Origin of the sequence: Maribellus sediminis (assembly GCF_011799805.1) — a bacterium.
Taxonomy (GTDB): Bacteria; Bacteroidota; Bacteroidia; order Bacteroidales; family Prolixibacteraceae; genus Draconibacterium; species Draconibacterium sediminis_A.
Genome location: NZ_WXUB01000005.1, coordinates 177,691 through 202,872, shown reverse-complemented (window position 1 = coordinate 202,872; position 25,182 = coordinate 177,691). Strand labels below are relative to the sequence as shown.

The window sequence follows — 25,182 nt, the reverse complement described above, 5'->3', positions numbered from 1 at the left end:
AGGCTGCCTGTTTCGCAACATGTTTTTCCTTCATTTTTATGTCTTCAACCCGACAGATGTACTGAGTTCATTTCGAGCGGGTTTACACTATAACATTTATTAACATATGCCTCATAAAATACTGTAATACGCTGCGTTAAGCATACGAAAAAAACACCTGAAAATGCCGTTCAACTTCCAGCTGACCAATGCTACTTGATTGTTAATAAATTATTATTATTTTTGGTTTCCTTTCTACTTTACGACTAAGTTCTAAGGGAAAAAACAAATCAATAAAACTCAAATTATATGAAGGTCTACAAAACGGATGAGATCCGGAACATTGCTTTAATTGGTAATGCCGGCAGTGGGAAAACCACCCTTGCGGAAGCTATGCTTTTCGAGGGTGGAGTTATAAAACGTAGAGGTGATGTAACCTCAAAAAATACAGTATCAGACTACAACCAGATAGAACAGGATTATGGCAATTCTGTTTTTTCTACTTTAATGTACACCGAATACAACGGTAAAAAAGTGAACATTCTGGATACTCCGGGGATGGATGAACTTTGCGGTAGCGTTGTTTCGTCGTTAAGTGTTACAGCACTTGGGCTGGTTACCATTAATGCTACCAGCGGAATTGAAGCCGGTACCGAAGCCGCTCTTCGACACGCCGATAGTGCGGAAACTCCACTTATCCTTGTTTTTAACCAACTCGATCACGATAACTCAAATTTCGACTCAACGCTTGAACAGTGTAAAACAAGCTTTGGCGGAAAAACCACGATCGTTCAATACCCGGTTGATGCCGGCACAAATTTTTCAGCCATTATCGACGTGCTGAAAATGAAAATGTATAAATACTCAGGCGAAGACGGTAAAGTTGAAATCCTGGATATTCCTGATTCGGAAAAAGAACGCGCCGATGAACTGCACAACGAACTGGTTGAAAAAGCAGCAGAAAACGAAGAAGCATTAATGGAATTGTACTTCGACAAAGGGACATTGTCGGAAGACGAAATGCGTAAAGGAATAAAACTGGGAATGCTCGAACGCAGCTTGTATCCGGTTTTCTGTACCTGCGCAAGAAAAAATATAGGCGTTGGCCGCTTACTCGAATTTATAACAAATATTGCTCCTGCACCGGTTGAAAAGAAACACCGCGAAGTTATAAAAGGAAAAGATGTGCAAATGAGTCCATCGGAACCACCAAGCATTTTTGTGTTTAAAACGTCAGTTGAATCGCATGTGGGCGAGATTACTTTCTTCAAAGTAATGTCAGGGGTTGTAAAAGAAGGCATGGACCTGATCAACTCAAAATCAGGCAACAAAGAACGTTTGTCGCAGGTATTTGTATCGGCCGGCAAAAACCGCGAAAAAGTAGACCAACTCGAAGCCGGTGACCTGGGCTGTACCGTAAAACTGAAAGAAACAAAGTACAACCAAACGCTTTCGACTAAAGAGGCCGGAACAACATTTGTCCCGATTAAGTTCCCTTCGTCAAGACATACTGTAGCCCTGAAGGCTGAGAACGATTCAGATGACGAAAAAGTAGGTGAAATCCTAAGTAAAATTAAATACGAAGACCCATCATTTATTGTTGAGTACTCGAAAGAATTAAAACAATTGCTGGTGCATTGTCAGGGAGAATATCACCTGAATGTATTGAAATGGTATTTCGATCATATTCACAAAATTGAAGTGAATTTCCTGGCACCAAAAATTCCATATCGCGAAACCATAACCAAGCCGGCACAAGCCGATTACCGACACAAAAAACAATCGGGCGGTGCCGGACAATTTGGTGAGGTACACCTGATTATTGAACCATACGAAGAAGGAGCCTCTCCAAAATCGATGTTCAAATTTGGCGATAAGGAGCAAAAACTTTCGGTTCGTGCCGTTGAAGAACACGAACTTTCCTGGGGTGGCAAGCTCGTGTTTGCCAACTGTATTGTTGGAGGTTCAATCGATGCACGCTTCCTGCCCGCAATTCTTAAGGGAATTATGGAGAAGATGGATGAAGGCCCATTAACAGGTTCGTATGCCCGCGATATTATCGTGTATGTTTACGATGGTAAAATGCACCCGGTTGACTCGAACGAGATCTCGTTTAAACTTGCCGGACGTAATGCATTTAGCATGGCCTTTAAAAATGCCGGACCGAAAATTCTGGAACCAATCTACAACCTCGATGTATGGGTACCATCAGATCGTATGGGTGATACCATGAGTGACCTGCAGGGTCGTCGTGCCATGATCATGGGGATGGGATCGGAAAAAGGCCTGGAAAAAATATCGGCCAAAGTTCCGCTTAAGGAAATGAACAAATACACTACTTCATTGAGTTCGATTACCGGTGGACGTGGTGTCTTTGCAATGGCGTTCGATGGTTACGAAAAAGTACCGTCCGACGTTCAGGAAGAACTGCTGAAAGCTTACGAAGCCGAGCAGGAGGAAGAATAGACCATTTTCTAATCCATTTTACTATAAACTAAAATTTCCCGGTTTGTTCGTCTCACGACGGACAGATCGGGATTTTTATTTTACCGGAAGTTTCAAAACCTAGATTTCGAACCATAATTATTATTACATTTAAGGCACTAAAACACAAAATCAGGAAAACCTGAATACAGAGGGAACCCAATAATTTTTATACCCCTCTTAAGTAGATATTATTGATTTTTTTGACGCTTAATCAATTTTATAAACACAATGAAAAAAACCTTACTGGGATTGTTGTTCCTATTGGAATCGCTATGCCTTTATTCTCAAGTGAAAGCATCTACGAGCCTATCAACCGGATACATTAGTCATGGTTCAACATTTGGCGTAAATGCAGAAGTGGGTATAGACTACGAATTTATTTATCCCCGAATTGACCTTTCAGTAAATTTACGGTATTCACAGTTCGGAGTTAGCATCATTAACCAGGCCTATATTTTGGCTGCTTCTTCGTTCATCTCCTACGTAGTAGTTAATGGCGAACGACATCGCGTTATGCTCGGGCCAGGAATTACAGTGGGCAAGTTTAATGGCGACTCCCGGGAACTGGCCGATATGAGAGACCAGAATACAGTCTGGTTCAATCCTGTAAAATTAAGATACGACTATTACTTCGGTAAGCGATCGAAAATCGGTTTCGACTTTGCCATGTATGGCGAAGGCAAAAAAGACTCTTTGTATCTTGGATTAGTAATGGGATACGTATTGCATAATCCCTAAGCTACTTTTTCTGCAGTTCAAGCCGGGTTTTGTGCAATTCCATATTGATTTTGGTATAGCGGTCGAGCGCAGTTTTTTTATGCTCTTCGTATTCCGTTTTAAGTTCCTCGTATTCCTTCCTGGTTTGCTGCGTTACTTTATGGCTTTTCTTAAACAGCAGATAAACAAAGCCAGCTACTACCAGCACCCCCAGAATCAACAAATACATTACAGTGGAATAAACGCTTTTATTAATGTTCATTCCCAGAACTGTAATTGAATTCTGCAACTTTATACTTTCATCGAGCTTTCTCTGAGTTTCATCAATAAGCTGTTGTTTGCCTGTCAACTCTTGTTTTTGCTGATTTATTTTATTTTCACTTTGAGCCAGTTGCTTTTCCAGTCCGCTTATCGTATCGGTCATAGCGCCAAAAAAAGCGTCGAGCTGATTGCCACTCAGGAAATAGTTACCACTCCAAAAATTGAGATTTTCTTTAAATACTTCATACTGGGTTTCCAACTTCTGCTCGCTCTTCCAGGCATTAATATCCTTTTTGGCGTATAATACTAAACTAAAGGAGGTTAAAACAACGATTAATGTCAATATTTTCTTCATGCGTCTTAAATAGCTTATATAACGGGCAAAAATAAATCTTGTTGCTTAAATTGCAAATAAAGCTAAAAAGCTAAGCTGCACACCAAGTTAAGTCATCCAATCCAAGCTGGCAAATCGAAATGAGCACTTTCCTTGAAATTCTTTCACAAATAAAGTAACTTGCATAAAACCAACAACTACAAAAATGAGTATCAGCTACAGCCGTCCGCTTTCCATGGGCTATCAGCGAATGAAAAAAGCCCTTTTTCAACCCTTTGATATTTCAAAATGGTTCAGAATTGGCTTTACCGCTTTTCTTGCCGGACTTACCGATTGCCATGGCAACGGAAGCGGAAATAACAGCGGAAACCACTACAATGAGTGGGACAATTTCTTTTCATTTCCACAAACAGCCTGGAACTGGTTAACCGACAATCCGCTTTGGGCCAACCTTATTCTTGTAGGCCTGGTCTTTCTCATCATCCTGATATCTGTTATTATTTGGGTAAGCGCGCGTGGAAAATTTATGTTTTTGCATAATGTTGTTCACGACAACTCCGAAATCAGTGAGCCCTGGCACGAATACCGCAAAGAAGGTAATTCGCTGTTTTGGTTCGATTTCGTTTTTGGCTGGTTTGCTTTTGCTGTTTTTGTGCTGCTGGCTGCCTATTTTTTTGTAAGTGCCAAAGAACTGTACTATGGCGATTTTACAAAACCGGCAATATTTCTGGCCATTCTTCAAATGGTTTTGCTTTTTATCGGCTACATGATCATTTTTGGCTATATCGGTCTTTTCGAAAAAGATTTTGTCGTCCCACTGATGTACAAATACAGAATCGGAGTATTGAAGGCCTGGGGAAAATTTCTTGCTTTGTTAAGTAAAAAACTGTTTACCTTCCTGATTTACGGGCTTTTCATTTTTGTACTTGGGATTGCAGTTGTCATTGGCGTCATATTTTTTGCGTTGATCACCTGCTGCATTGGATTGCTTCTGATAGCCATTCCCTATATCGGAGCAGTTGTACTTTTACCCATTAGCTATACTTTCAGGGCATTTAGCATTGAATTTCTGGCTCAGTTTGGAGATAAATACAATGTATTTCCGAAAGACGAATTAGGACTGCTTGTTGATTCACCCGAGGAATAACTTTCAGAACCAAATTTCATTCTTTTTGTTTACCATTTACAAATAAACAATAAACAAATGGGATTTTATCAAGTCATTCGAACACAAAAAATACCGGCAGACCTGGATATGGTTTGGGATTTTATTTCAGCACCTGAGAACCTGAAAAAGATCACCCCGGCGAGTATGGGGTTTGAAATTACATCAGGCGGAAATAATCAAGAGATGTACGAAGGAATGATCATCAGCTACCGTGTGCGACCGATACTGAACATTAACACTACCTGGGTTACGGAGATTACCCACATTAAACCTCAGACTTATTTTATTGATGAACAACGAGTTGGACCATATAAAATGTGGCACCACGAACACCAGCTCGAAAAAATTGAAGGAGGTGTATTAATGACTGATATTGTTTCTTATCAGCCACCTTTTGGGTGGATTGGAAATCTTGCCAACACACTTATTATTCGCAAGAAACTGCAAGCAATTTTTGATTATCGAACCTTAGCGCTAGAAGAAATTTTTGGAAAATGGGAAAAATCCGATTAATCTTTTTCCCGAAACAGATGTAGGAATCCGTGTTCAGTACGCTTCCGATCATCGCGGCCACGGCCAACAACATCCCAGTAATAAACACCCGGACTAGCCATCCTGCCACCGATTCGGCCATCCCAAACACTTTCCGAGCGCGATTCTTCAAAGCCCTGCACATCGCCGCTCTGCCAGTGATGAACGCGTTTTCCCCAACGGTTATAGATGTTTATCTCGATGCTTTTCATCGACCAGAACTTAATGATGAATTCATCGTTTACACCGTCACCATTCGGAGTAAATACATTCGGCGCAAGTACAAACGAAGTATCAGCAACGATAAACTCATCAAGCAAAAAAGTATCAACACAGGTATATTCTTCACTAATGTGTTTCGCTATCAGCTTAACGAGGTAACTGCCCGAGTTTTCGTAAGTATAAACCGGTGCATCGTCGTAGGCAACCAAATAAACACTGTCAACCGGGCCACCGGTTTCCTCAAATTCCTTCTTTATTTCATTGATGTCACGGTAGAAATGCCATTCGTAATATCCCGGTGTTCCGTTTTCCGAATTGTTTGAAAAGGTAACCGTCAGTGGTGCCTCTCCACTCATCGGGCTGGCAGTAAAACTTGCCTTGGTCACAATCGATTCATAGGTTATTTCCGACGTTCCCTCGCAACCGTATTTATCAAATACACGCAAGGTGTAATCAGTATTCTCCGTTGGTGGGCTATATATTTCAAAACTGATTAAAGTGGTCAGCTTAGCCGATCCTTCCATCCATTCAACATTAATTTCCTTTGGGAGATCAATGGCTGAATTATTGCTCAGATCGTAATAAATAAAGGTTGCAGAGGTATAACTTCCATTCAATTTGAACGATTCACAATCGGAATCCGAAATTGAAGCTTCAGCACTCATCCAGTTATTAAAAACCCAGGCCCGGTAAACGTCGGTAGTAGCACCCAAACTTACTGTAGCACGATAGCAACCATCAGTCAAATCACTGATCTGCGACGAACTAACTTCACTGCTTTCCTGTGAATAAAATTCGAAGTCTCCGCTTTGCTCGTTGTACTTTTCCCACAAATAGGTCTTGGTTCCCGACAAGGTGCTTGTAACCGTTAAACTCCCTGTTGCACTCAACGAATCACCATTACAAAACACAAAAATATTGTCCGTTTCCGGGAAAACAGGATATTGTGTTACATCGCTGCCAACGGCATCAGGGGCAGTGATCTGGGCAAAAGTTACCGTAGAAAATAAAAACAGGAATACTAACAAATAAAGACTTCGCTTCATAAACATCGTTCTTTAAGCTACAATATTAACGTATAAATTTTATTTAATTGCCCACGCCTCCAAAAATTCTCCCTGAATCCGCAGTCATGAAAGGAATAAGCAAACCCTGGCATCCTTCATCTAAACAATTTGTTGAAAAAAGCTTTTTAAAATGATGGCCGAAGCTAATACAACTTCTATTTTTGTGCTTCGGAACGAAAGGAGGAAATGTGCTGGATTATCTGAAAGAATTAAATGAAGCTCAACATGAAGCGGTTGTACGAACCGAAGGCCCCTCGCTGGTAATTGCCGGTGCAGGATCGGGAAAAACAAGGGTACTTACTTACCGAATTGCACACCTGTTAAAACAGGGAGCCCGCCCGTCAAGCATCCTGTCGCTTACTTTTACCAATAAGGCAGCCCGCGAAATGAAGGAACGAATCGCCCGCGTGGCCGGCGAAAATGTTGCGCGTTATCTTTGGATGGGAACCTTTCACAGCATCTTTGCCCGCATTCTTCGGGTGGAACACGAAACAATCGGTTTCCCTTCGAATTTTACGATTTACGACAGTGCCGACAGTAAGAGCCTGATCAAAACCATCATTAAAAGTTTTCAGCTCGACGATAAAGTATACAAACCGAATGTGGTTGCCGGCCGGATATCGATGGCGAAAAACAACCTCATTACACCAATGGCATATGCCAACTCATCGGAACTTCGGTCTATTGACAAAAATATGCGCATGCCGGCTATTTCTGAGATTTACAAAGAATACACCAAACGCTGTCGTTTGTCAGGATCCATGGATTTCGACGACCTGCTCTTGATCACCAACCTCCTGTTTCGCGATAAGCCTGAGATATTGGCCAAATACCAGGAAAAATTTGGATACATTTTAGTAGATGAGTACCAGGATACCAACTATGCGCAGTACCTGATCATTAAAAAACTGGCTGCCAAACACAACAACATTTGCGTGGTTGGCGACGATGCTCAAAGTATTTATTCGTTCCGTGGTGCGCGAATCGAGAACATTCTGAATTTTAAAAGCGATTACCCGGATCACAAAATTTTTAAGCTCGAGCAAAACTACCGTTCCACACAAACTATTGTAAATGCTGCAAACAGCATAATTGCTAAAAACAAAAAGCAAATTCCCAAAAACGTTTTCTCGGAAAATGCTACCGGCAATCCGATAAAAATTCTCTCGGCACTAACCGACAATGAAGAAGGATTTCTTGTTGCCCAGGAAATTGCTCAAACACAGTTGCGCGATCATTATCAATACCTCGATTACGCCATTTTGTACCGGACAAACGCACAATCGAGAATCTTTGAAGAGTCGCTGCGAAAACGAAATATTCCCTACAAAATTTATGGTGGCCTGAGTTTCTATCAACGCAAAGAAATCAAGGATCTGCTGAGCTACTTCAGAATGGCCATCAATCCTGATGATAATGAAGCGCTGAAGCGCATCATTAATTACCCGGCGCGAGGAATCGGGCAAACCACATTGGCAAAACTCGAAAGCGCTGCCATTGGAAAAGAAACTTCGGTATGGCGGATTATCAACACGCTGCCAAATGTAAACCATGCCGACCTGAATCGCGGAACAGCAGCCAAAGTCATGAACTTTGTGACACTGATCGAACGCTTTCAGCAACTGGCAAAGGATGCCGATGCTTTTGAAACAGCCAAAACAATTGCCGAACAAACCGGGATACTAAAAGACCTTTACAACGACAAATCGCCCGAAGGACTTAGCCGGCACGAAAACATCCAGGAATTGCTGAACGGTATCCAGGAATTCACCATTTCGGCCAAAGAAGAAGGCGAATCGGACAAACTGGAACGTTACCTCGAAGATGTGGCTTTGCTTACCGATCAGGACAGCGATAAGGACGAAGACAAAAACAAGGTGACCATGATGACCGTTCACTCAGCCAAAGGACTGGAATTCAAAAATGTTTTTGTGGTAGGAATGGAAGAGAACCTCTTCCCTTCTCAGCGTCAGGGCGAAAAAGCCACTATGGAATCGCTGGAAGAAGAACGCCGCCTGTTTTATGTGGCCATTACACGTGCAGAAGAAAATGCCTGGTTATCGTTTGCCAATCAGCGTTACCGCTGGGGCCAGCTCGATTTTTGTACGCCGAGCCGTTTCCTCGAGGAGCTGGATGAAAAATACATCGACAACCAGACCACACTCGATCTTTCAGGAAATTCGCAACAAACTTCGCCAACAGCTGCTTTTCATCAACCCACTACTCAAAGACCCTTTACGCAGCGTCAGCCGCAATCGGCATTTAAAACACGCGAGTCGCAAAACATTTTCAACAAAAAACTCGTTTCACTAAAACAAAACAGCGGAGTTCAGCAAAGTTTCGAAGGCGACGATCCGTCAAAAATTCAAGCCGGAATGACCGTTGAACACCAGCGATTCGGCGAAGGAAAAGTGTTGAATGTTGAAGGAAACGCTCCGGATATAAAAGCAACTGTATATTTTCCGCGGGCAGGTCAAAAACAACTTTTACTGAAATTTGCCCGCCTGAAAATAAAAGGATAACAAGGGTTTACATAAATTTTATTCGTGAATTGACAGGAATTCATTAGTTTTGCAGCATCACTTCGAAGACAAATCCTGTTCTGCACGAAGAAAAGATATCACTTAAGAATTTTTAGATGGATTATAATTCAAAACGAAAAAAACTGGCACTTCCTGAATATGGAAGAAATGTACAGAACATGGTCGATTATTTAATGACCATTGAAGATCGCGACAAACGAAACAAATCCGCACAAAGCGTAATCGATGTTATGGGTAATTTGTACCCCTACCTGCGCGATGTGCCTGAATTCAAACATAAATTGTGGGATCACCTGGCTATCATGGCCGATTTCAAACTCGATATTGATTATCCCTACGATCCGCCATCACCGGATATTCTTACCGAAAAACCGGGCAGAGTACCTTACAACCAGCACTTTATAAAGTATCGCCACTATGGCCGTACCATGGAACTGATTATTGAGGAAGCCAAAAACTTTGAGGGCGAGGAACGCGAAATCATTATTGAGCAGATTGCCAACCAGATGAAAAAATCGTATCTGGCCTGGAATAAGGACGCAGTGGAAGACGAAAAGATTTTTAAGGACCTCGAAGAATTATCACGCGGTGAACTTGTTCCGAATGAGTCGCTTCAATTATCTGAAACTAAAACACTGCTGAGTAAACCCAAAAAAGTCAACAAGAAAAAGAAAAAATAAACCCTTTCATTCACCGGACAATGTCAACTTTTCAAATTGAAGGTGGCTACAAACTAAAAGGAGACCTTGAACCACAAGGCGCAAAAAATGAAGCGCTTCAGGTTATCTGCGCTACCTTACTAAGCCCTGGAAATACCACCATCGAAAACATTCCTGAAATTCGTGATGTACTAAAACTCATTGATATCCTGAACGGACTGGGAGTTAAAACAGAACGCCTTGCAAAAGGCCATTTTAGTTTTGACGCCGGCACCATTGATATCGACTACCTGAAAAGTGATGAATATGCACAAAAAGCTGCCGGACTGCGTGGGTCGATCATGATCATCGGGCCGCTGCTGGCTCGTTTCGGGCTGGGTTTTATACCGCAACCGGGGGGCGACAAAATTGGCCGGCGACGGGTTGACACACACTTCATCGGACTCCAGAAACTGGGAGCCGAATTTTATTTCGACAAGGAAAACCACTGGTATTCGGTTACGGCCAGCAAACTAAAAGGAGCATACATGCTGCTCGACGAGGCTTCGGTAACCGGAACCGCCAACATATTAATGGCAGCAGCTCTGGCAGAAGGAACCACCACCATTTACAACGCGGCCTGCGAACCGTATTTGCAGCAGCTCAGTAAAATGCTGGTATCGATGGGCGCCAAAATCAGCGGCATAGGTTCGAATATGCTGACCATTGAAGGGGTTACTTCGCTAAGCGGATGTAATCATAAAATACTTCCCGACATGATTGAGGTTGGTAGTTTTATTGGCCTGGCTGCCATGACTGCCTCCGAGATCCGCTTAAAAAATGTTGGGATCGAGCACCTTGGAATCATTCCTGAATCCTTCCGCAGGCTCGGAATAAATGTGGAACAAGCCGGCGACGATCTGTTGGTAAAAGACACCGAACATTACGAAATTGAGTCCTACATCGATGGTTCGATCATGACCATTTCAGATGCGCCATGGCCGGGACTTACACCCGACTTGCTCAGTGTTTTTCTGGTAATTGCCACCCAGGCGAAAGGCAGTGTTTTGATTCACCAAAAAATGTTCGAAAGCCGACTTTTCTTTGTCGATAAACTCATCGATATGGGCGCCCAGATCATCTTGTGCGATCCGCACCGTGCAACCGTAATCGGGCTCGACCGCAAACATTCGCTGCGTGGCACAAAAATGACCTCGCCCGACATTCGTGCAGGTATTGCCCTGCTGATTGCGGCTATGTCGGCAAAAGGAATAAGTACGATTGATAACATTGAACAGATCGACCGTGGTTACGAAAACATCGATGGACGGTTAAATGCACTTGGTGCCAAAATCGAACGAATCTAAATATCGATTTATACAGATACGTACAAACAAATCCGCTTTCCTTTCGTTACTATTGCAGAAAATTTTATTTTTGGACAAACAGAAATTTCAAAAAAACATGAAGAAACTAGTTTTTATCGCAATCGTTTTATTTTTTGCCGGCATCAGCCTGCACGCCCAGGAACTGGGAATTAATATCGGTAACAAAGCTCCGGAGTTGATCGGACAGGGACCAAACGGAGAAACCATAAAATTATCAGACACTAAAGGAAAAGTTGTTTTGCTCGACTTTTGGGCAGGCTGGTGTGGACCATGCCGCCGTGAAAATCCAAACGTGGTAAAAGCCTATAACACTTACAAAGACAAAAAATTTAAAAATGGTGATGGCTTTGTGGTTTTCAATGTTTCACTTGACCGCACTGCCGACCAGTGGAAAGGCGCCATTAACCAGGATAAACTGGACTGGCCTTATCACATCAGCGATCTGAAAGGCTGGCAATCAAAACTGGGTGCGGTTTATGGTATTCGAAGTATTCCCGCAAATTTTTTACTTGACGAAAATGGCGTAATTCTGGCCAAGAATCTTCGTGGTCCGGCACTGGAAGCAGCACTTGAAAAATATGTGAAATAGTCTGACAGAGAGACTGTTTTAAGATAATTCTAAATCATTCAAATTGACACTCAATATTTTGTTTGGGTGTCAATTTGTCGTTTATATTTGCATGGCAAAATATTTGCAATGACAGCACTGCAAAATTAATTGGAAACTATGGCAGAAGAAAAAGTAAAAAACGAAGCAGAAAACACCGCTGAAGAGCAGGAACAGGAAGTTCAGGCAACTGAAGAAAAAGAGACAGCGGAGGCAACTTCAGATAAAAAGAAGAAATCGAAAAAAGATAAAAAGGAAGCAAAAATTGAAGAGTTGGAAGATCAACTGAAAGAAATGCAGGACAAACACCTTCGTTTGCAGGCTGAATTCGACAATTTCAGACGACGCACAATGAAGGAAAAAGCCGATTTGATTAAATCAGGGGGCGAGTCTGTTCTGGTGAATGTTCTTCCTGTTGTGGACGATTTTGAACGTGCACTCGATTCTCTGAAAGCTGTTTCTGATGAAGATGCAGGAAAACAGGGAACATTGCTGATCTACAATAAATTCAAGGAATTTCTGAAACAAAACAACATTAAGGAAATTGAAGCCATGCAGCAGGATTTCGATGTGGATCTGCACGAGGCAATCACTAAAATCCCGGCTCCTTCGGAAGATCTGAAAGGAAAAGTTGTTGATGTTGTTCAGAAAGGATACTGCTTAAACGAAAAAGTGATCCGTTTTGCCAAAGTTGTAATCGGAGAGTAATTGGAGGAAAAAATGGCCAAAAGAGATTATTACGAAATACTGGAAGTAAGCAAAAGCGCGAGTCCGGAGGAAATAAAAAAAGCCTACCGGAAAAAAGCCATTCAATATCACCCCGATAAAAATCCCGGTAATGCGGAGGCCGAAGAAAAGTTTAAGGAAGCTGCTGAAGCCTATGAGGTTTTAAGTAATGCGGAGAAAAAACAACGCTACGATCAGTTTGGCCATGCAGGTGTCGGAAGTGCTGCCGGCGGTGGCTATGGCGGCGGAGCCGGATTCTCAGATATTGAAGATATCTTCTCGGCTTTCGGCGATATTTTTGGAGGTCACTTTGGTGGCTTTGGCGGTTTTGGCGGCGGTGGCGGCAGAAGCCGTGGCGGACGCCGGGTGAGCCGGGGTTCCGACCTTAGGGTTAAGGTAAAACTCAACCTGAGCGAGATCGTTAACGGAGTTGAGAAAAAGCTTAAGGTAAAAAAATACGTTACCTGCGATCCTTGTAGCGGAACAGGAGCAAAAAATGCCTCCTCGTACACTACTTGCGGAACCTGTGGCGGACGAGGCCAGGTAACCCGTGTCCAGAACACTTTACTGGGACAGATGCAAACCACATCCACCTGTCCAACTTGTCAGGGTGATGGTAAAATGATCACTGATAAATGTAACCACTGTGCCGGTGAAGGTGTCATTCATGGAGAAGAAGTGATCAACATAAAAATTCCTGCAGGTGTTGGCGAAGGCATGCAGCTGAATGTTTCAGGAAAAGGAAATGCCGGACGTCGCAGTGGAATTAATGGCGATTTGCTGGTGGTGATCACCGAGGAGGAACACGAAGAACTGGTTCGCGATGGAAATAACCTCATCCACAACCTTTTTGTATCGTTCCCTGAGATTACACTAGGCACTACTGCAGAAATACCTACGGTTGATGGCAAAGTAAAGGTAAAGATTGAACCGGGAACTCAACCCGAAAAAATATTACGCTTACGTGGAAAAGGAATTCCCGACGTAAACGGTTACGGACGTGGCGACTTGCTGGTTCGTGTCCATGTTTGGATCCCGAAAAAATTAAGCAATGAAGAAAAAAGAATGCTTGAAAAACTACAGGAATCACCCGGATTCCAGGATGGTCCTTCGCATTCCGAAAAATCGTTTTTTGCAAAAATGAGAGACATGTTCGAATAAGTAAAATACGACATTACGATAAAAGAAAACTGCGGGAAATTAATCTCGTAGTTTTTTTTTGAAGGAACGTATGCCAGAGATCTGATTCTATATTAATTCTGAATAAGCAACTCTCACCTACTTTTTTTTGCAAAACTCATAGACAAGCTTAAATTTGTTGACACTGATCAACTACTTGTGAGAGATTTTATCAAACGATACAGCTTTCTGGAGCCGGAACTGCAGCAGGAAATTTTCCGAATTGGAGTATCCAAAGTTTTCCAGCCCAACGAATCACTCATTCGCGAAGGCCAGTTTATTTCCAGCTTTCCGCTTGTTTTGCGCGGATTGATACGCGTTTCGCGAACCAGTAATAATGGTAACGAACTGTTACTTTACTACCTGAAAGAAGACGAGGTTTGCGCCATGTCGCTCACCTGCTGTATGGCCCAACAAACCAGCGATTTAAATGCTGTTGCCGAGATAGAATCGGAAGTATTGTTGATACCTGTTGAATACCTCGATTCCTGGATAACAAAATACCCGCTTTGGAAACAGTTTGTTATGCAAACTTTTCAGTACCGTTTTCGCGAGCTCATCGATACCCTCGATGCGGTGGCCTTTATGAAGCTCGACGAGCGACTCGTAAAATACTTTGTCGACCGGCACCGAAAATCAGGATCCAACACCTATTCCGGCACGCATCAGATGCTGGCATTAAAATTAAATTCGTCGCGCGAGGTTATTTCCCGGCTGCTTAAAAAGCTCGAAAAAGAAGGAAAAATAGAAATTTCACGAAATTTTATAGATTATTCTGGTCTTCTGTGACTTAGATTACAGACCTGCTCCAATCAACTTATTTTCTTTGCATCAAACAATATGAGAATACATTGTTCATAACTATTGTTTCATAATTTTTTGGGTTATAAAATCGGTTAGTAGTTGAAGGTTGATAAGCCATCCGTTAGTGAACGGGTGGCTTTCTTTTTATGTGGTGTTTAATGTTAATTTCATATTAAAAAATTATCCCTCGTTTTACTTACGATTTTATCAGATAATGCTGATATTTGTCATCAATCAGCTACACGATTCATCAAATTAAAAATTAGCCACATGTTCAAAATTCAAACGTTGAATAAAATTGACCCTGACGGGTTAAAATTATTTCCTTTAGATAATTACGAGATAGCCAGTGAGATTCCAAATCCTGATGCAATAATCCTGCGCAGTTTTAAAATGCACGACATGGAAATACCATCGTCGGTAAAATCGATTGCGCGTGCAGGAGCAGGAGTAAACAATATCCCGATCGAGAAATGTACCGAACAGGGCATCGTTGTTTTTAACACTCCGGGGGCCAATGCCAACGCAGTAAAAGAAGCTGTAATTGCCGGAATGTTAATGGCATCGCGCGATTACATTGGTGCAGTGAACTGGGGCAAAACGCTTATAGGTGAAGGCGAAAATGTACCTGCACTGGTTGAAAAAGGGAAAAGCAATTTTGCCGGAGAGGAACTGAAAGGCAAAACACTGGCGGTTATCGGATTGGGTGCCATCGGTGTTCTGGTGGCGAACGCCGCTTCAGCACTTCGTATGAAAGTTGTTGGATACGATCCCTATATGTCGGTAAAACACGCTTTAAAACTGAGTCGTGAAGTTACCTGGGTTGAAGGAATTCAGTTGCTTTTGCAACAAGCCGATTATGTAACTATTAATGTTCCGCTTACACCTGACACAAAAGGTTACATCAACAAAGATAAGTTCGCCATGATGAAAGACGGTGTGAAGATCCTGAATTTTGCCCGTGGCGGACTTGTTAACCATGCCGACTTAAAAGACGCAATTGATTCAGGAAAAGTAGCATCATATGTTACCGACTTCCCCGATGAAGAATGCCTGAAAATGGACAAAGTAATTTCGATCCCTCACCTCGGAGCTTCAACAAAAGAGTCGGAAACCAACTGTGCAATTATGGCGGTTGAGCAAACACGCGAATACCTCGAAAACGGAAACATCATTAATTCAGTGAACTTTCCTGCTGCCGAAATGGAGCGCAACGGAGGTTGCCGCATCATCATCGCCAACAAAAACGTGCCAAATATGGTAAGCCAGATCTCAAGCATCCTGGCCGCAAACGGATTGAACATCGACAATATGCTGAACCGTAAACGTGACGACATTGCCTATAACATTATCGATGTGGCCACCTCAACCGTTAATGCATCGGTTAAAGACGAACTGCTTGCCGTTGATGGCATCTTCATGGTGCGAATCCTGAACAAATAGTAGCATTGAATAAAAACACTATAAAGAGAAATCCGAAATTCGGATTTCTCTTTTTTATTTTCGGCAGAACAATAAAGTGTACGTGTGAAGTTTTATAAATAATCATTAATTTGGAAATTGAATCCCCTTCTGTTTTCCTCAATTTTTATACTTTTGACATTCCTGTCATACCTGAAAAAGAATGAATTAAAATAACAAACATGAGTAAAAGTATTGAAGTTAAAGCGGCCGATAATATTCGCATTCTGGCTGCATCAATGGTTGAAAAAGCAAAATCAGGTCACCCCGGAGGAGCAATGGGTGGTGCCGATTTTGTAAACATCCTTTATACCGAATTTTTAAATTACGATCCATCGGATATGAGCTGGATCAACCGCGACCGTTTTTTCCTCGATCCGGGACACATGTCGCCAATGCTGTACAGTGTTTTATCGCTGGCAGGATTTTACAGTATGGAAGACCTGAAAAACTTCCGTCAGTGGGGCAGCGTAACACCGGGGCACCCCGAAGTTGACGTTGAAAGAGGCGTTGAAAATACCTCCGGTCCACTGGGACAGGGACACGTAATGGCGGTCGGAGCTGCTATTGCAGAACGTTTCCTTGTTGAACGCTTTGGCAATTGGATGGAACATAAAACCTATACCTTTATTTCCGATGGTGGTGTGCAGGAAGAGATTTCGCAAGGTGCAGGACGTATTGCCGGCTTCCTTGGACTGAGCAACCTGGTTATGTTCTACGACTCAAACGACATTCAGCTTTCTACCGAAACAAACGCTGTATCGCTGGAAGATACAGCAAAAAAATACGAAGCCTGGAACTGGAATGTAATTACCATCGAAGGTAACAACACAGAACAAATCCGTGCAGCTTTAAAAGCAGCCAATGCAGAAACCGAACGCCCAACCATTATCATTGGTAAAACAATTATGGGTAAAGGTGCTCTTGCTGCTGATGGAAGCAACTTCGAACGCAAAACTTCAACCCACGGAATGCCATTGGGTGAAGCAGGTGCTTCTTTCGAAAAATCAATCGCTAACCTCGGCGGAAATCCTGGAAATCCATTTGTAATTTTCGATGATGTTCAGGAATTGTATGCCAAGCGTAAAGCTGAATTGATTGCAGCAGCAGCTGCCAAAAAAGCTGAACAGGCCGAATGGGAAGCTGCAAATCCGGAACTCGCTGCCAAATTGAAAAAGTTCTTTTCTACGGAAGCTCCGGAATTCGATTTTGCAAAAATTGAGCAAAAAGCAAACTCGGCTACACGTGCCGCGTCTTCAACAGTTTTAGCAGCATTTGCAGGCGAGATCGAAAATATGATCGTAGCTTCGGCCGACCTTTCAAACTCGGATAAAACCGACGGATTCCTGAAAAAAACAACAGCCTTTACAAAAGGCGATTTCAGCGGATCTTTCCTGCAGGCCGGAGTTAGCGAATTGACCATGGCGGCAATTATGAACGGTATGGCGCTGCACGGTGGTGTAATTCCTGTTTGCGGAACTTTCTTCGTATTCTCGGATTACATGAAACCTGCGGTTCGTTTGTCGGCATTGATGCAGTTGCCTGTTAAATTTGTTTGGACACACGACGCGTTCCGCGTTGGAGAAGACGGACCGACTCACCAGCCGGTCGAGCAGGAAGCTCAGATCCGTTTGATGGAGAAATTGAAAAATCACCATGGAGCAAACAGTACACTGGTTCTCCGTCCGGCCGACGCAGCAGAAACAACTGTGGCCTGGAAAATGGCACTTGAAAATACCACTACCCCATCAGCACTGATTTTATCGCGCCAGAACATCAAAAGCCTTCCGGCTGAAGGTGACGCTTACGAATCGGCACTTCAGGCTGAAAAAGGAGCTTATATTGTTGAGGCTGCTGCAGGTACTCCCGACGTTGTGCTTTTGGCCAGTGGCTCTGAAGTAGCTACCCTGGTTGACGGTGCAGCTTTGTTACGCGAAAAAGACGGACTGAAAGTTCAGGTGGTTTCTGTTCCTTCGGAAGGAGTTTTCAGAAATCAGTCTAAAGAATACCAGGATGCAGTTCTTCCTGTTGGAGTTCCACGTTTTGGAATGACTGCCGGATTGCCTGTGACACTGGAAGGTCTTGTTGGTGAAAACGGAAAAGTTTGGGGACTTGATTCTTTCGGATTCTCGGCGCCTTACACCGTGCTTGATGAAAAACTCGGCTTCAATGGCGAAAACGTTTATCAACAGGTAAAAGAAATGTTGGCTTAATTGGCAAAATATTTAAATTGAGTGAAAGGGTGCTTTTTAGGAAGCACCCTTTTTTTGTTGTTCAGTGACTCATCGTTTTATCCATCCCTGCAAGTAAGAAAGCCGGCCTTTTCGGAAGGAAGGGAGAATTTGCCGGTAGTTCTCGGCAAGGATAAATCAATGAATTTGTAAGCCACTTACTTAATTAGTCGAATTGTCTTTCAGTTTCCTGTCGTCCCTTTAATACGCATATTTTTCCGAAGCATTTCAAAGAAGCTCTTTGATTTGCGGCGCATTACAGGTCACATTTCCAATCAACTTGTGCAATTGCGCCTATTTTAATACAATTCATTTTCCCCGGGCGACACTCTCCGTCTAACGTCGGATCGTTTGCCCGGGGCTGAAATATTACGGACTTTCAGCCCTAAAAAGGACACTGATGCTACTTATTTAGAATAAGCGCTGAAAGTGCGTCATAGTATAGCCCGGGGCAAAGTAATTCTACGAATTACGACGCCCCGGGTTAGGCTAATTGTATAAGATGCATAAAAAGAAAAGCTACATAGAAGAGAAAACCGCCTGGATTAAACTGTCGGACTGAAAAATGATCCATTTATTGATAAATGTTCGTGACTTTAAATTCAGTTCAGAATTCAGATAAGCTTTTTGAAATTGCAATTCATTTACAGAAGCAGATATTGAACACTAATTCCCCTGATTCCGAATTAAGAAATTCTTCTTATTTTTCAGAAAACTTAATTACCTCATGAAAAAACTGCTTATCCTAATCGTTTTTAGCTGGCTTAACTTATTCAGTTTTGCACAAAAACTTGATTCTACTGCTTTGATCCTGATCGACATCCAGGAATTTTATTTTCCGGGAGGAGCTTATGAATTGGTAGATCCCGAAAAGGCAGCTGTTCAGGCCAAACAAGTATTGAATTATTTTCGGGAAAACAATGGGTTGGTTGTTCATGTAAAACACGATTTTGAACCGGGAGGAGCTATTCATGAATTGGTAAAGCCACTTCCTTCGGAAAAAGTATTCACCAAAAAAGAAGTAAACTGCTTTTTGGGAACAGGCTTAAATGATTACTTACTGGAAAATCAGATAAAGTATGTGGTGTTGGCCGGAATGCAGACCCACATGTGCCTTGAAGGAGGTACACGTGCCGCTCACGACCTGGGCTATCGGTGCACAGTGCTGGGAGATGCCTGTGCCACCCGCGATCTGAAATTCGGTGACAAAACCGTTAAAGCAGCCGATGTTCATGCATCAACGTTGGCAACATTAAAAAGCTATGCCAGGGTAATTACTGTGGCAGACTTGTTGAAGGAATAGAATTAAACAATCAGTTTGATTCAGAATCTGATTCCGTTTCTGCTGGCTTTTCGGCGGTTTCAGCCGGTTTTTCACGTTTAAAAATATAGCGGGTGATAAAGATTCCGTTGGTATCATCTGTTCCGCCGTAACTTTCAACACCTGTATTCACAAAGGCAAGATCCCAGCCATCCAACATCATTTGGTTGATCTTTGAAGTAAGCAATGCATCGTTTGAAGCGATGTTCTGAAAACGAATTCCTCCCACATTAAAAAAGTTCAGCAACTTGGTCTCATCGTAATCCTTGATTCTGATCTCTTCGCGATCACTTTTATTCCGATCTCCGGACTCTTCGGTTTGGGTAGTGGTAAATTCACGGTAATCAACATCAGAATCGGTTGAGATTAAACGCGAACGCCCAATGCCATTCGGGATAATTGATTCAATACTGGTGATAATTTTTACCTCGTAAACCGGTTTTTCCTGTGCTTCGGAAATGAGGCTCATCATCAAAACAATTGCTGTTAAAAGTACTGTTCGTTTCATATAGTGTTTGCCCTTTCTATTTCTTGATTTATTTTTTGCTGTTAGTTCTCTGCTTCCTGGTCAACTATTTTTCGGAAATAATAACGCGTCATAAAAATCCCATTCGGATCATTCTTACTTTTTTCTTCGCTATCATCATTGGTTAGTGCTTTAATGCCCATCTTAAGTAACTCCTTTTTTACCGAAGTGCTCACCATTTTACTTTCCACGCCGGTACCAACAAAAAAAAGCTCCCAGCCATTGGCCAGCATGTCGTTTATTTTCGATGTTACAAGGGCATCGTTTGTGGCAATATTCTGAAACCGTATTCCTCCTTCATTATACAAGTTCAACAACTTGGTTTCTTCATAATCTTTTAATCGAATGTCATTCCGGTTACTCTTATTTCTGTCCTTTTTATCCTCCGTTTGCTGCGAAGTAAAATGGAGGTAATCCACCTTTACCTGTGTGGTGATCATACGCGATCGTCCCAAACCATCAGGAATAAGTGACTCGATGGCTGTTACAACAGTCACCTCGTAACGGGGAATCTGAGCTGAAAGATGAATATAAATTCCGAGTAGCAAGAAGGTCAACAGCAGAATTACTTTTTGCATGTAGTTTAAGTTAGTATCTGTAATTCCAATAATTTCGGAATTAAAAATAGTAGTATTATGTTATAAATCAAATAGCCAAAAATCGTTTAAGAGGATTTCTTCAAAATGAAATAAGTATCTCAATTCCATGCTTATAAAATACTATCACCTTCTGATCCTCGTTCTTAATTCTGTTCTCTGCAACCGATCATCCAGTTTATTCCGAACTGATCGGTAAACATTCCAAAATATTCGCCCCAAAAGGCATCAGTCATTGGCATATTAATTTCACCTCCTTCGGATAACGCCGCGAATAATCGATCAGCTTCAGCCCTGGTTTCCGTACTCACCGAAACATTAAAATTATTTCCAGGCTTATGATATTCCGACCAGTTACTGCCACCATCGCTACCCATCAGTACACTGTCGCCATCGATTGGCAGCGAAACATGCATAATCTTTTCGGCATCTTCAGGTGCTAAAGGCGGTTGTCCTTCCTGCGGCGGCATTTCTTTAAATCGACTGATCATTGCAAACTCTTTCCCAAAAGCTGCTTTGTAGAAATTGAAAGCCGACTCACAATTTCCATCAAAAATTAAATACACATTTACTTTCATGCTATTTCTTTTTTTATCTTTTAAACAAATTAACTGCCTGTTTAGTTGGAATAGAATAATAAAATTGAATGTATAAACTTAACCTGCGGCATATTCACGGTAGCATCATCCTACTCGCAATTACGACTCTTATTAGTTTTGCAAGTAAACGTAGTTTGGGGCAGGAAGCTGATACCATTCGATCAGCTAATCAGTACATCGAACGCCATAAACAAGAACTGGCGTTGAAACTGGCAATTACGAATAACATCGAGTCGTTTTCGGTACATAGTGGCGACCTCAATTACACCCTCCAGCCCAATACCGATCTTAAAATGAAGCTCTTTTTCAGCTATCGTTCCATTCTGTTTTCAGTGGGGTATGCGCCGGGATTCTTACCCGGCAACAACGACAACCGGGATAAAGGGAAATCCGACATCTTTGAGTTTGCAACAAATGTTAACATGGAACATTGGTTTCAACGATTATCATACAGTAAAATCAAAGGATTTTATTCTGAAAACCCGAATTATGTCCCCGGTTTAAATGATCAGTATTTCACATTTCCGGAGCTTCAGTACAAAGGATTTTATGGCTACACAGCCTATAAAGTAAATCCCAATTACTCCATCCTTTCGTTGGAAAACCAGACCGAACGACAGTTAAAAAGCGCGGGAAGTTTATTGCCAATTCTTGTTTACAGGTATTATACGATTGACAATAAGATCGAACTAACAGAAAACAACAGTTCTCAGAAATCGAACAACTTTGAGTTCAACCTTTCACTGGGCTATTTTTACACTTTTGTGATCAACCAAAGATGGTATGCCGCTGCCGGAGTTGCCACGGGCGGTGGTATGATTTTTACCAAATTGATGACACGATTTTACGACGAAAGCTATACAGATCATTTAAATGCCCCAATTTTCAGAACAGAAGCAGCAGCATCACTCGGATACAATTCGAAACGCTTTTTTGCGGGATTACAAATGGCGGGGTATCGCGAGCATTACAACCAGGATAAAGCCTCGAATGCGATTACACACGAAGGAGTAAATTTCCAGGTTTTTGCCGGCTACAGGTTCGGAGCACCAACTTTTCTATCCAGAAGTCTTGGTCGGTTTGCTCCCTGACAATTCAATTTAAAAAGTATAGTAAACCCCTGTAAACCAACCAAAACGATATGGCTTATAATCAATGTCGGGATTGGTGTTAATGGAATTAAGGAAATAATTTACGCGTGGTTCCATGGCCAGTGAAAAGTGTCGTCCCAGATCGTAATTAAAGCCTAAGCCCAAAGTTCCGGAGATATTCACCGAAGAAATATCTTCAGTACTTCCGATATTCTGCCGGCCATAATCATTCTCCATGTAGGCGTTATTTCCTACAATCATCCCTGCGCTCAATCCACCCATTAGGTCGATACCAAATTTATGGTCGAGTAATTTGTAACGCAGATAAACCGGGATCTCGATAAAGTCGAAAACCTGCGAAAATTCACCGTCGGATACCATAGTTGTTGCATACGAGTCGGAAAGCGATTCCGTTTTTGCGTTAATTTCGGCTCCTGCCGGCATCCCCTTCATTTTTACAACTCCTGCTGTACTGTTCATTGCAATTCCGTCCCGCGTTACACTCACATTGTTGGCATATGAAGGTGCGTCGGCGGCCAGGTTCATATCAGGGGCATAATCGTACATGGGTGCCGAGAACAATGAATTAGAAGTACCAGTACTTTGCGAATTTTGTGCATAGTAAACGCCACTTTCAATGCTCAAACGCTTGTTGGTTTTATATTGAATTGAAATACCGCCACCCACGTTACTCACGCCGCCATTCTGCACCTCGTTCATATTCTGTGCATAATCGTTCGAATAACTCGAAGAATGTGCCGAGTAGCCCGGCGATACGTGTGCACCAACTATCCATGCGTTGTTTTTCTCTTTCTTGCTGTTCAGCCGTTGAACATTTTCAGCGATCAATACACGATCACTTTCAGGTAATATTTCCACCTTGTCAAAAGTTGCTTCTTCTCTTCTAATTTCTGCCAACCCGTTTTGTTTGATCACAAACTGAATTTCATTTCTGGCTTCCAACAACTCATAGTTACCAATTTGTCTGTCAGCAGTAGTTATAGCAGGCTGTACTTCACGTGTTGTTTTGACTTCGGCAACAAACGCATTTTCATTTGCTGAGAAGGCACGTTCTTCGTTCAATTTAGATGCTGTTTGCTGAAGCTGTTTATCCGAAGACGCTGGCTCTATTGCCTGAACTGTTTCCGGCTCGCTAGTTTCTGGTGTTGGTTTCACCTGCTGAGTTTGCTGTTCCACAACGGTTTCTGTAATCCGGCTCGAGCTATCATTCAGCATCCAACCAGCAATAAAAGCAAACACAACCACAGCTGCGGCACTTATCCAGCCTATATAAGCCATTCGTTTTTTCCTGCGTCGGCTTACCATTTGCTCCTGAATGTTATTCCACACATGAGCAGGCGGTTCCACTGAGAAATCCTCAAATTTCTCACGAAACATGTTATCCATATGTAAGTCGTCCTTCATTAAGCCGTATTGTTTTTATCGAGCCCTCCGTAAAGTGCTCTTACCCTATTTTTTAATACATCCCGCGCTCTTGCCAGGTTCGATTTCGAAGTTCCGGTAGAAATGTTCATCTCTTTACTGATCTCCTCGTGGCTCATCCCTTCAAACACATACAGGTTAAAAACCATCCTGTAACGTGGAGTCAGTTCCTGAATTAAACCTGTAATTTCCTGCGCCGAAATATTCGCCAATATATCGTCGGAAACCTGGTTCCCTTCGTACATCGCCATGTCTTCTACAGGATACATCAACTGTTGCTTTCTGAATTTCTCCAGCGAAACATTCACCATTATTCTTCTCATCCAACCTTCGAAAGAACCCTCGTGCCTGAAATTTTTTATGCCGGTAAATACCTTGATAAATCCCTCCTGCAGGTTGTCTTCTGCTTCGGTTTTATCTTTGGAATAGCGAAGACAAACGCCATACATCTTCGGCGCGAACAACTTGTAAAGTTGTTCCTGAGCACGCGTATTCCCTTTGGCACACTCCTTTATTATTTGTTTCAGGTCTTCCAAAATCAATTGCAAATGTGCCGCTAATGTATCGATTATTACCGATTTGGTAAATAACACTCCTCCAACATTTGCATTTCAGTTGCACGGTTAATCAATCTAAAATCAGAGGATAGATGCTGTTGTCGATAAAAAGGTTGCGTTCAATATATAATAACAAAACAAAACTCTTCAGAATTTCCCCTTCACATGGATTAAGAACAATGTTTTTGTGAAGCTCATATTAATACAGAAATACTTTTCTCTTTAAGCTGCGACTGACTTTTTTCTTCAGCAAAAAAAATTCAGCACGAAGAAGGCATTTCTGAGCCAGCTGAAATGAAAATGTGGACTGCAAACTTCAAAAAGTTTTTGGTGACATTCCATCTAAGAGTTGGCCTCTTTTAATCGAGCCTTGAATCGAAACCCGGGCTTAGTGAACCCGAGAAGCTCCGAAGGTATGAGGAGATCACTCGCGTGAACTTAGTCAGGGTAAAGATGAAAGGTGAAGATAAAAAGCAGCCTTGATTTTTCTGCATACTCTTTGGATTAAGCCAAAGAGTATGACCTCCGGTAGGAAAAAAGTGAATTTAAATTAGAAACGACTGAATTTGGATTTAACCAGAAATTCAATGCAACGCAACCATTTCCAACTTGGTATCATCTTTGTAAAGAAGCGTAAAATCAAATCTGAATAAAAAATGCAACAAAGCGTTTTTGAAAAGAGTAAAACAAGCTGGCAAGAAAACAA

22 protein-coding genes are annotated in these 25,182 nt (G+C 42.1%); 15 read left to right on the top strand and 7 right to left on the bottom strand.

Going from position 1 to position 25,182, the window contains the following annotated elements:
- Positions 1 to 288 precede the first annotated feature (288 nt).
- Both HFD85_RS18275 and HFD85_RS18270 read left to right on the top strand, forming a co-directional pair.
- The gene (locus HFD85_RS18275) at positions 289 to 2,445 is read left to right on the top strand and encodes an elongation factor G (protein WP_167613165.1); all 2,157 of its coding nucleotides are present in this window, start codon (positions 289 to 291) and stop codon (positions 2,443 to 2,445) included.
- Between the two features lie 249 nt (positions 2,446 to 2,694).
- On the top strand, positions 2,695 to 3,204 hold the full coding sequence (locus HFD85_RS18270; RefSeq protein WP_167613163.1) for a hypothetical protein: 510 nt from the start codon (positions 2,695 to 2,697) through the stop codon (positions 3,202 to 3,204).
- 1 nt (position 3,205) lies between these two features.
- Here the strand turns inward: HFD85_RS18270 and HFD85_RS18265 are convergent, their stop codons facing one another.
- A complete protein-coding gene (locus HFD85_RS18265) occupies positions 3,206 to 3,799 on the bottom strand; it encodes a hypothetical protein (protein WP_167613161.1) in 594 nt (197 codons plus the stop codon).
- 184 nt (positions 3,800 to 3,983) lie between these two features.
- Here HFD85_RS18265 and HFD85_RS18260 point away from each other — a divergent pair, with 184 nt between their 5' ends.
- Both HFD85_RS18260 and HFD85_RS18255 read left to right on the top strand, forming a co-directional pair.
- Positions 3,984 to 4,925, top strand: a complete 942-nt coding sequence (locus tag HFD85_RS18260) for a DUF7544 domain-containing protein (RefSeq protein WP_167613159.1) — start codon at positions 3,984 to 3,986, stop codon at positions 4,923 to 4,925.
- Between the two features lie 57 nt (positions 4,926 to 4,982).
- The gene (locus HFD85_RS18255; protein ID WP_167613157.1) at positions 4,983 to 5,459 is read left to right on the top strand and encodes an SRPBCC family protein; all 477 of its coding nucleotides are present in this window, start codon (positions 4,983 to 4,985) and stop codon (positions 5,457 to 5,459) included.
- Here HFD85_RS18255 and HFD85_RS18250 read toward each other — a convergent pair.
- Entirely contained in the window at positions 5,456 to 6,745 is a 1,290-nt protein-coding gene (locus tag HFD85_RS18250) for a T9SS type B sorting domain-containing protein (protein WP_167613156.1), read from the bottom strand. The two genes, HFD85_RS18255 and HFD85_RS18250, sit on opposite strands and share 4 nt — an antisense overlap.
- Positions 6,746 to 6,927: 182 nt before the next feature.
- On the opposite strand from HFD85_RS18250, the gene HFD85_RS18245 reads away from it, so the two are divergent.
- The 10 genes from HFD85_RS18245 (at position 6,928) to HFD85_RS18200 (ending at position 19,646) form a co-directional block, all read left to right on the top strand.
- Positions 6,928 to 9,288 carry an ATP-dependent helicase gene (locus HFD85_RS18245; RefSeq protein ID WP_240925077.1) on the top strand — a complete coding sequence of 787 codons (2,361 nt, stop codon included), beginning with the start codon at positions 6,928 to 6,930 and terminating at the stop codon, positions 9,286 to 9,288.
- Between the two features lie 116 nt (positions 9,289 to 9,404).
- The gene (locus tag HFD85_RS18240) at positions 9,405 to 9,989 is read left to right on the top strand and encodes a DUF4290 domain-containing protein (protein WP_167613154.1); all 585 of its coding nucleotides are present in this window, start codon (positions 9,405 to 9,407) and stop codon (positions 9,987 to 9,989) included.
- A gap of 20 nt (positions 9,990 to 10,009) precedes the next feature.
- Complete coding sequence (gene murA, locus HFD85_RS18235; protein ID WP_167613152.1) at positions 10,010 to 11,314, top strand: UDP-N-acetylglucosamine 1-carboxyvinyltransferase; 1,305 nt, start codon at positions 10,010 to 10,012, stop codon at positions 11,312 to 11,314.
- Positions 11,315 to 11,411: 97 nt separating this feature from the next.
- Positions 11,412 to 11,924, top strand: a complete 513-nt coding sequence (locus tag HFD85_RS18230) for a peroxiredoxin family protein (protein ID WP_206082020.1) — start codon at positions 11,412 to 11,414, stop codon at positions 11,922 to 11,924.
- A gap of 138 nt (positions 11,925 to 12,062) precedes the next feature.
- Positions 12,063 to 12,650 carry a nucleotide exchange factor GrpE gene (locus HFD85_RS18225; RefSeq protein WP_167613148.1) on the top strand — a complete coding sequence of 196 codons (588 nt, stop codon included), beginning with the start codon at positions 12,063 to 12,065 and terminating at the stop codon, positions 12,648 to 12,650.
- A 12-nt stretch (positions 12,651 to 12,662) separates the two neighbouring features.
- Positions 12,663 to 13,829, top strand: a complete 1,167-nt coding sequence (gene dnaJ, locus HFD85_RS18220; protein WP_167613146.1) for a molecular chaperone DnaJ — start codon at positions 12,663 to 12,665, stop codon at positions 13,827 to 13,829.
- Positions 13,830 to 14,006: 177 nt separating this feature from the next.
- Positions 14,007 to 14,636: a Crp/Fnr family transcriptional regulator gene (locus tag HFD85_RS18215; RefSeq protein ID WP_167613144.1), complete on the top strand. Its 630-nt coding sequence runs from the start codon at positions 14,007 to 14,009 to the stop codon at positions 14,634 to 14,636.
- A gap of 285 nt (positions 14,637 to 14,921) precedes the next feature.
- Positions 14,922 to 16,094 (top strand): phosphoglycerate dehydrogenase, encoded by a 1,173-nt coding sequence (locus tag HFD85_RS18210; RefSeq protein WP_167613142.1) that lies wholly within the window; start codon positions 14,922 to 14,924, stop codon positions 16,092 to 16,094.
- 200 nt (positions 16,095 to 16,294) lie between these two features.
- A complete protein-coding gene (locus HFD85_RS18205) occupies positions 16,295 to 18,325 on the top strand; it encodes a transketolase family protein (protein ID WP_167613140.1) in 2,031 nt (676 codons plus the stop codon).
- A gap of 745 nt (positions 18,326 to 19,070) precedes the next feature.
- Complete coding sequence (locus HFD85_RS18200) at positions 19,071 to 19,646, top strand: cysteine hydrolase family protein (RefSeq protein WP_167613138.1); 576 nt, start codon at positions 19,071 to 19,073, stop codon at positions 19,644 to 19,646.
- A gap of 10 nt (positions 19,647 to 19,656) precedes the next feature.
- On the opposite strand, the gene HFD85_RS18195 is transcribed toward HFD85_RS18200, so the two are convergent.
- The 3 genes from HFD85_RS18195 to HFD85_RS18185 form a co-directional block, all read right to left on the bottom strand.
- On the bottom strand, positions 19,657 to 20,172 hold the full coding sequence (locus HFD85_RS18195) for a hypothetical protein (RefSeq protein ID WP_206082019.1): 516 nt from the start codon (positions 20,170 to 20,172) through the stop codon (positions 19,657 to 19,659).
- A 41-nt stretch (positions 20,173 to 20,213) separates the two neighbouring features.
- Positions 20,214 to 20,768 carry a hypothetical protein gene (locus HFD85_RS18190; protein ID WP_167613136.1) on the bottom strand — a complete coding sequence of 185 codons (555 nt, stop codon included), beginning with the start codon at positions 20,766 to 20,768 and terminating at the stop codon, positions 20,214 to 20,216.
- Positions 20,769 to 20,932: 164 nt separating this feature from the next.
- Entirely contained in the window at positions 20,933 to 21,364 is a 432-nt protein-coding gene (locus tag HFD85_RS18185) for a VOC family protein (RefSeq protein ID WP_167613134.1), read from the bottom strand.
- A gap of 68 nt (positions 21,365 to 21,432) precedes the next feature.
- Here HFD85_RS18185 and HFD85_RS18180 point away from each other — a divergent pair, with 68 nt between their 5' ends.
- Positions 21,433 to 22,476, top strand: a complete 1,044-nt coding sequence (locus tag HFD85_RS18180) for a DUF4421 family protein (protein WP_167613132.1) — start codon at positions 21,433 to 21,435, stop codon at positions 22,474 to 22,476.
- Positions 22,477 to 22,485: 9 nt separating this feature from the next.
- Here HFD85_RS18180 and HFD85_RS18175 read toward each other — a convergent pair whose 3' ends face one another.
- Both HFD85_RS18175 and HFD85_RS18170 read right to left on the bottom strand, forming a co-directional pair.
- Entirely contained in the window at positions 22,486 to 23,901 is a 1,416-nt protein-coding gene (locus HFD85_RS18175) for a porin family protein (protein ID WP_167613130.1), read from the bottom strand.
- Complete coding sequence (locus tag HFD85_RS18170; protein ID WP_240925076.1) at positions 23,901 to 24,512, bottom strand: RNA polymerase sigma factor; 612 nt, start codon at positions 24,510 to 24,512, stop codon at positions 23,901 to 23,903. Before HFD85_RS18170 ends, HFD85_RS18175 begins: the two co-directional genes overlap by 1 nt.
- Between the last annotated feature and the right edge of the window lie 670 nt (positions 24,513 to 25,182).

Excerpts from the sequence above, each read along its gene's own strand:
- HFD85_RS18275 (WP_167613165.1), top strand. The coding sequence starts at position 289 with ATGAAGGTCTACAAAACGGATGAGATCCGGAACATTGCTTTAATTGGT.
- HFD85_RS18270 (WP_167613163.1), top strand. The coding sequence starts at position 2,695 with ATGAAAAAAACCTTACTGGGATTGTTGTTCCTATTGGAATCGCTATGC.
- HFD85_RS18265 (WP_167613161.1), bottom strand. The coding sequence starts at position 3,799 with ATGAAGAAAATATTGACATTAATCGTTGTTTTAACCTCCTTTAGTTTA.
- HFD85_RS18260 (WP_167613159.1), top strand. The coding sequence starts at position 3,984 with ATGAGTATCAGCTACAGCCGTCCGCTTTCCATGGGCTATCAGCGAATG.
- HFD85_RS18255 (WP_167613157.1), top strand. The coding sequence starts at position 4,983 with ATGGGATTTTATCAAGTCATTCGAACACAAAAAATACCGGCAGACCTG.
- HFD85_RS18250 (WP_167613156.1), bottom strand. The coding sequence starts at position 6,745 with ATGAAGCGAAGTCTTTATTTGTTAGTATTCCTGTTTTTATTTTCTACG.
- HFD85_RS18240 (WP_167613154.1), top strand. The coding sequence starts at position 9,405 with ATGGATTATAATTCAAAACGAAAAAAACTGGCACTTCCTGAATATGGA.
- murA (WP_167613152.1), top strand. The coding sequence starts at position 10,010 with ATGTCAACTTTTCAAATTGAAGGTGGCTACAAACTAAAAGGAGACCTT.
- HFD85_RS18230 (WP_206082020.1), top strand. The coding sequence starts at position 11,412 with ATGAAGAAACTAGTTTTTATCGCAATCGTTTTATTTTTTGCCGGCATC.
- HFD85_RS18225 (WP_167613148.1), top strand. The coding sequence starts at position 12,063 with ATGGCAGAAGAAAAAGTAAAAAACGAAGCAGAAAACACCGCTGAAGAG.
- dnaJ (WP_167613146.1), top strand. The coding sequence starts at position 12,663 with ATGGCCAAAAGAGATTATTACGAAATACTGGAAGTAAGCAAAAGCGCG.
- HFD85_RS18210 (WP_167613142.1), top strand. The coding sequence starts at position 14,922 with ATGTTCAAAATTCAAACGTTGAATAAAATTGACCCTGACGGGTTAAAA.
- HFD85_RS18205 (WP_167613140.1), top strand. The coding sequence starts at position 16,295 with ATGAGTAAAAGTATTGAAGTTAAAGCGGCCGATAATATTCGCATTCTG.
- HFD85_RS18200 (WP_167613138.1), top strand. The coding sequence starts at position 19,071 with ATGAAAAAACTGCTTATCCTAATCGTTTTTAGCTGGCTTAACTTATTC.
- HFD85_RS18195 (WP_206082019.1), bottom strand. The coding sequence starts at position 20,172 with ATGAAACGAACAGTACTTTTAACAGCAATTGTTTTGATGATGAGCCTC.
- HFD85_RS18190 (WP_167613136.1), bottom strand. The coding sequence starts at position 20,768 with ATGCAAAAAGTAATTCTGCTGTTGACCTTCTTGCTACTCGGAATTTAT.
- HFD85_RS18185 (WP_167613134.1), bottom strand. The coding sequence starts at position 21,364 with ATGAAAGTAAATGTGTATTTAATTTTTGATGGAAATTGTGAGTCGGCT.
- HFD85_RS18180 (WP_167613132.1), top strand. The coding sequence starts at position 21,433 with ATGTATAAACTTAACCTGCGGCATATTCACGGTAGCATCATCCTACTC.
- HFD85_RS18175 (WP_167613130.1), bottom strand. The coding sequence starts at position 23,901 with ATGAAGGACGACTTACATATGGATAACATGTTTCGTGAGAAATTTGAG.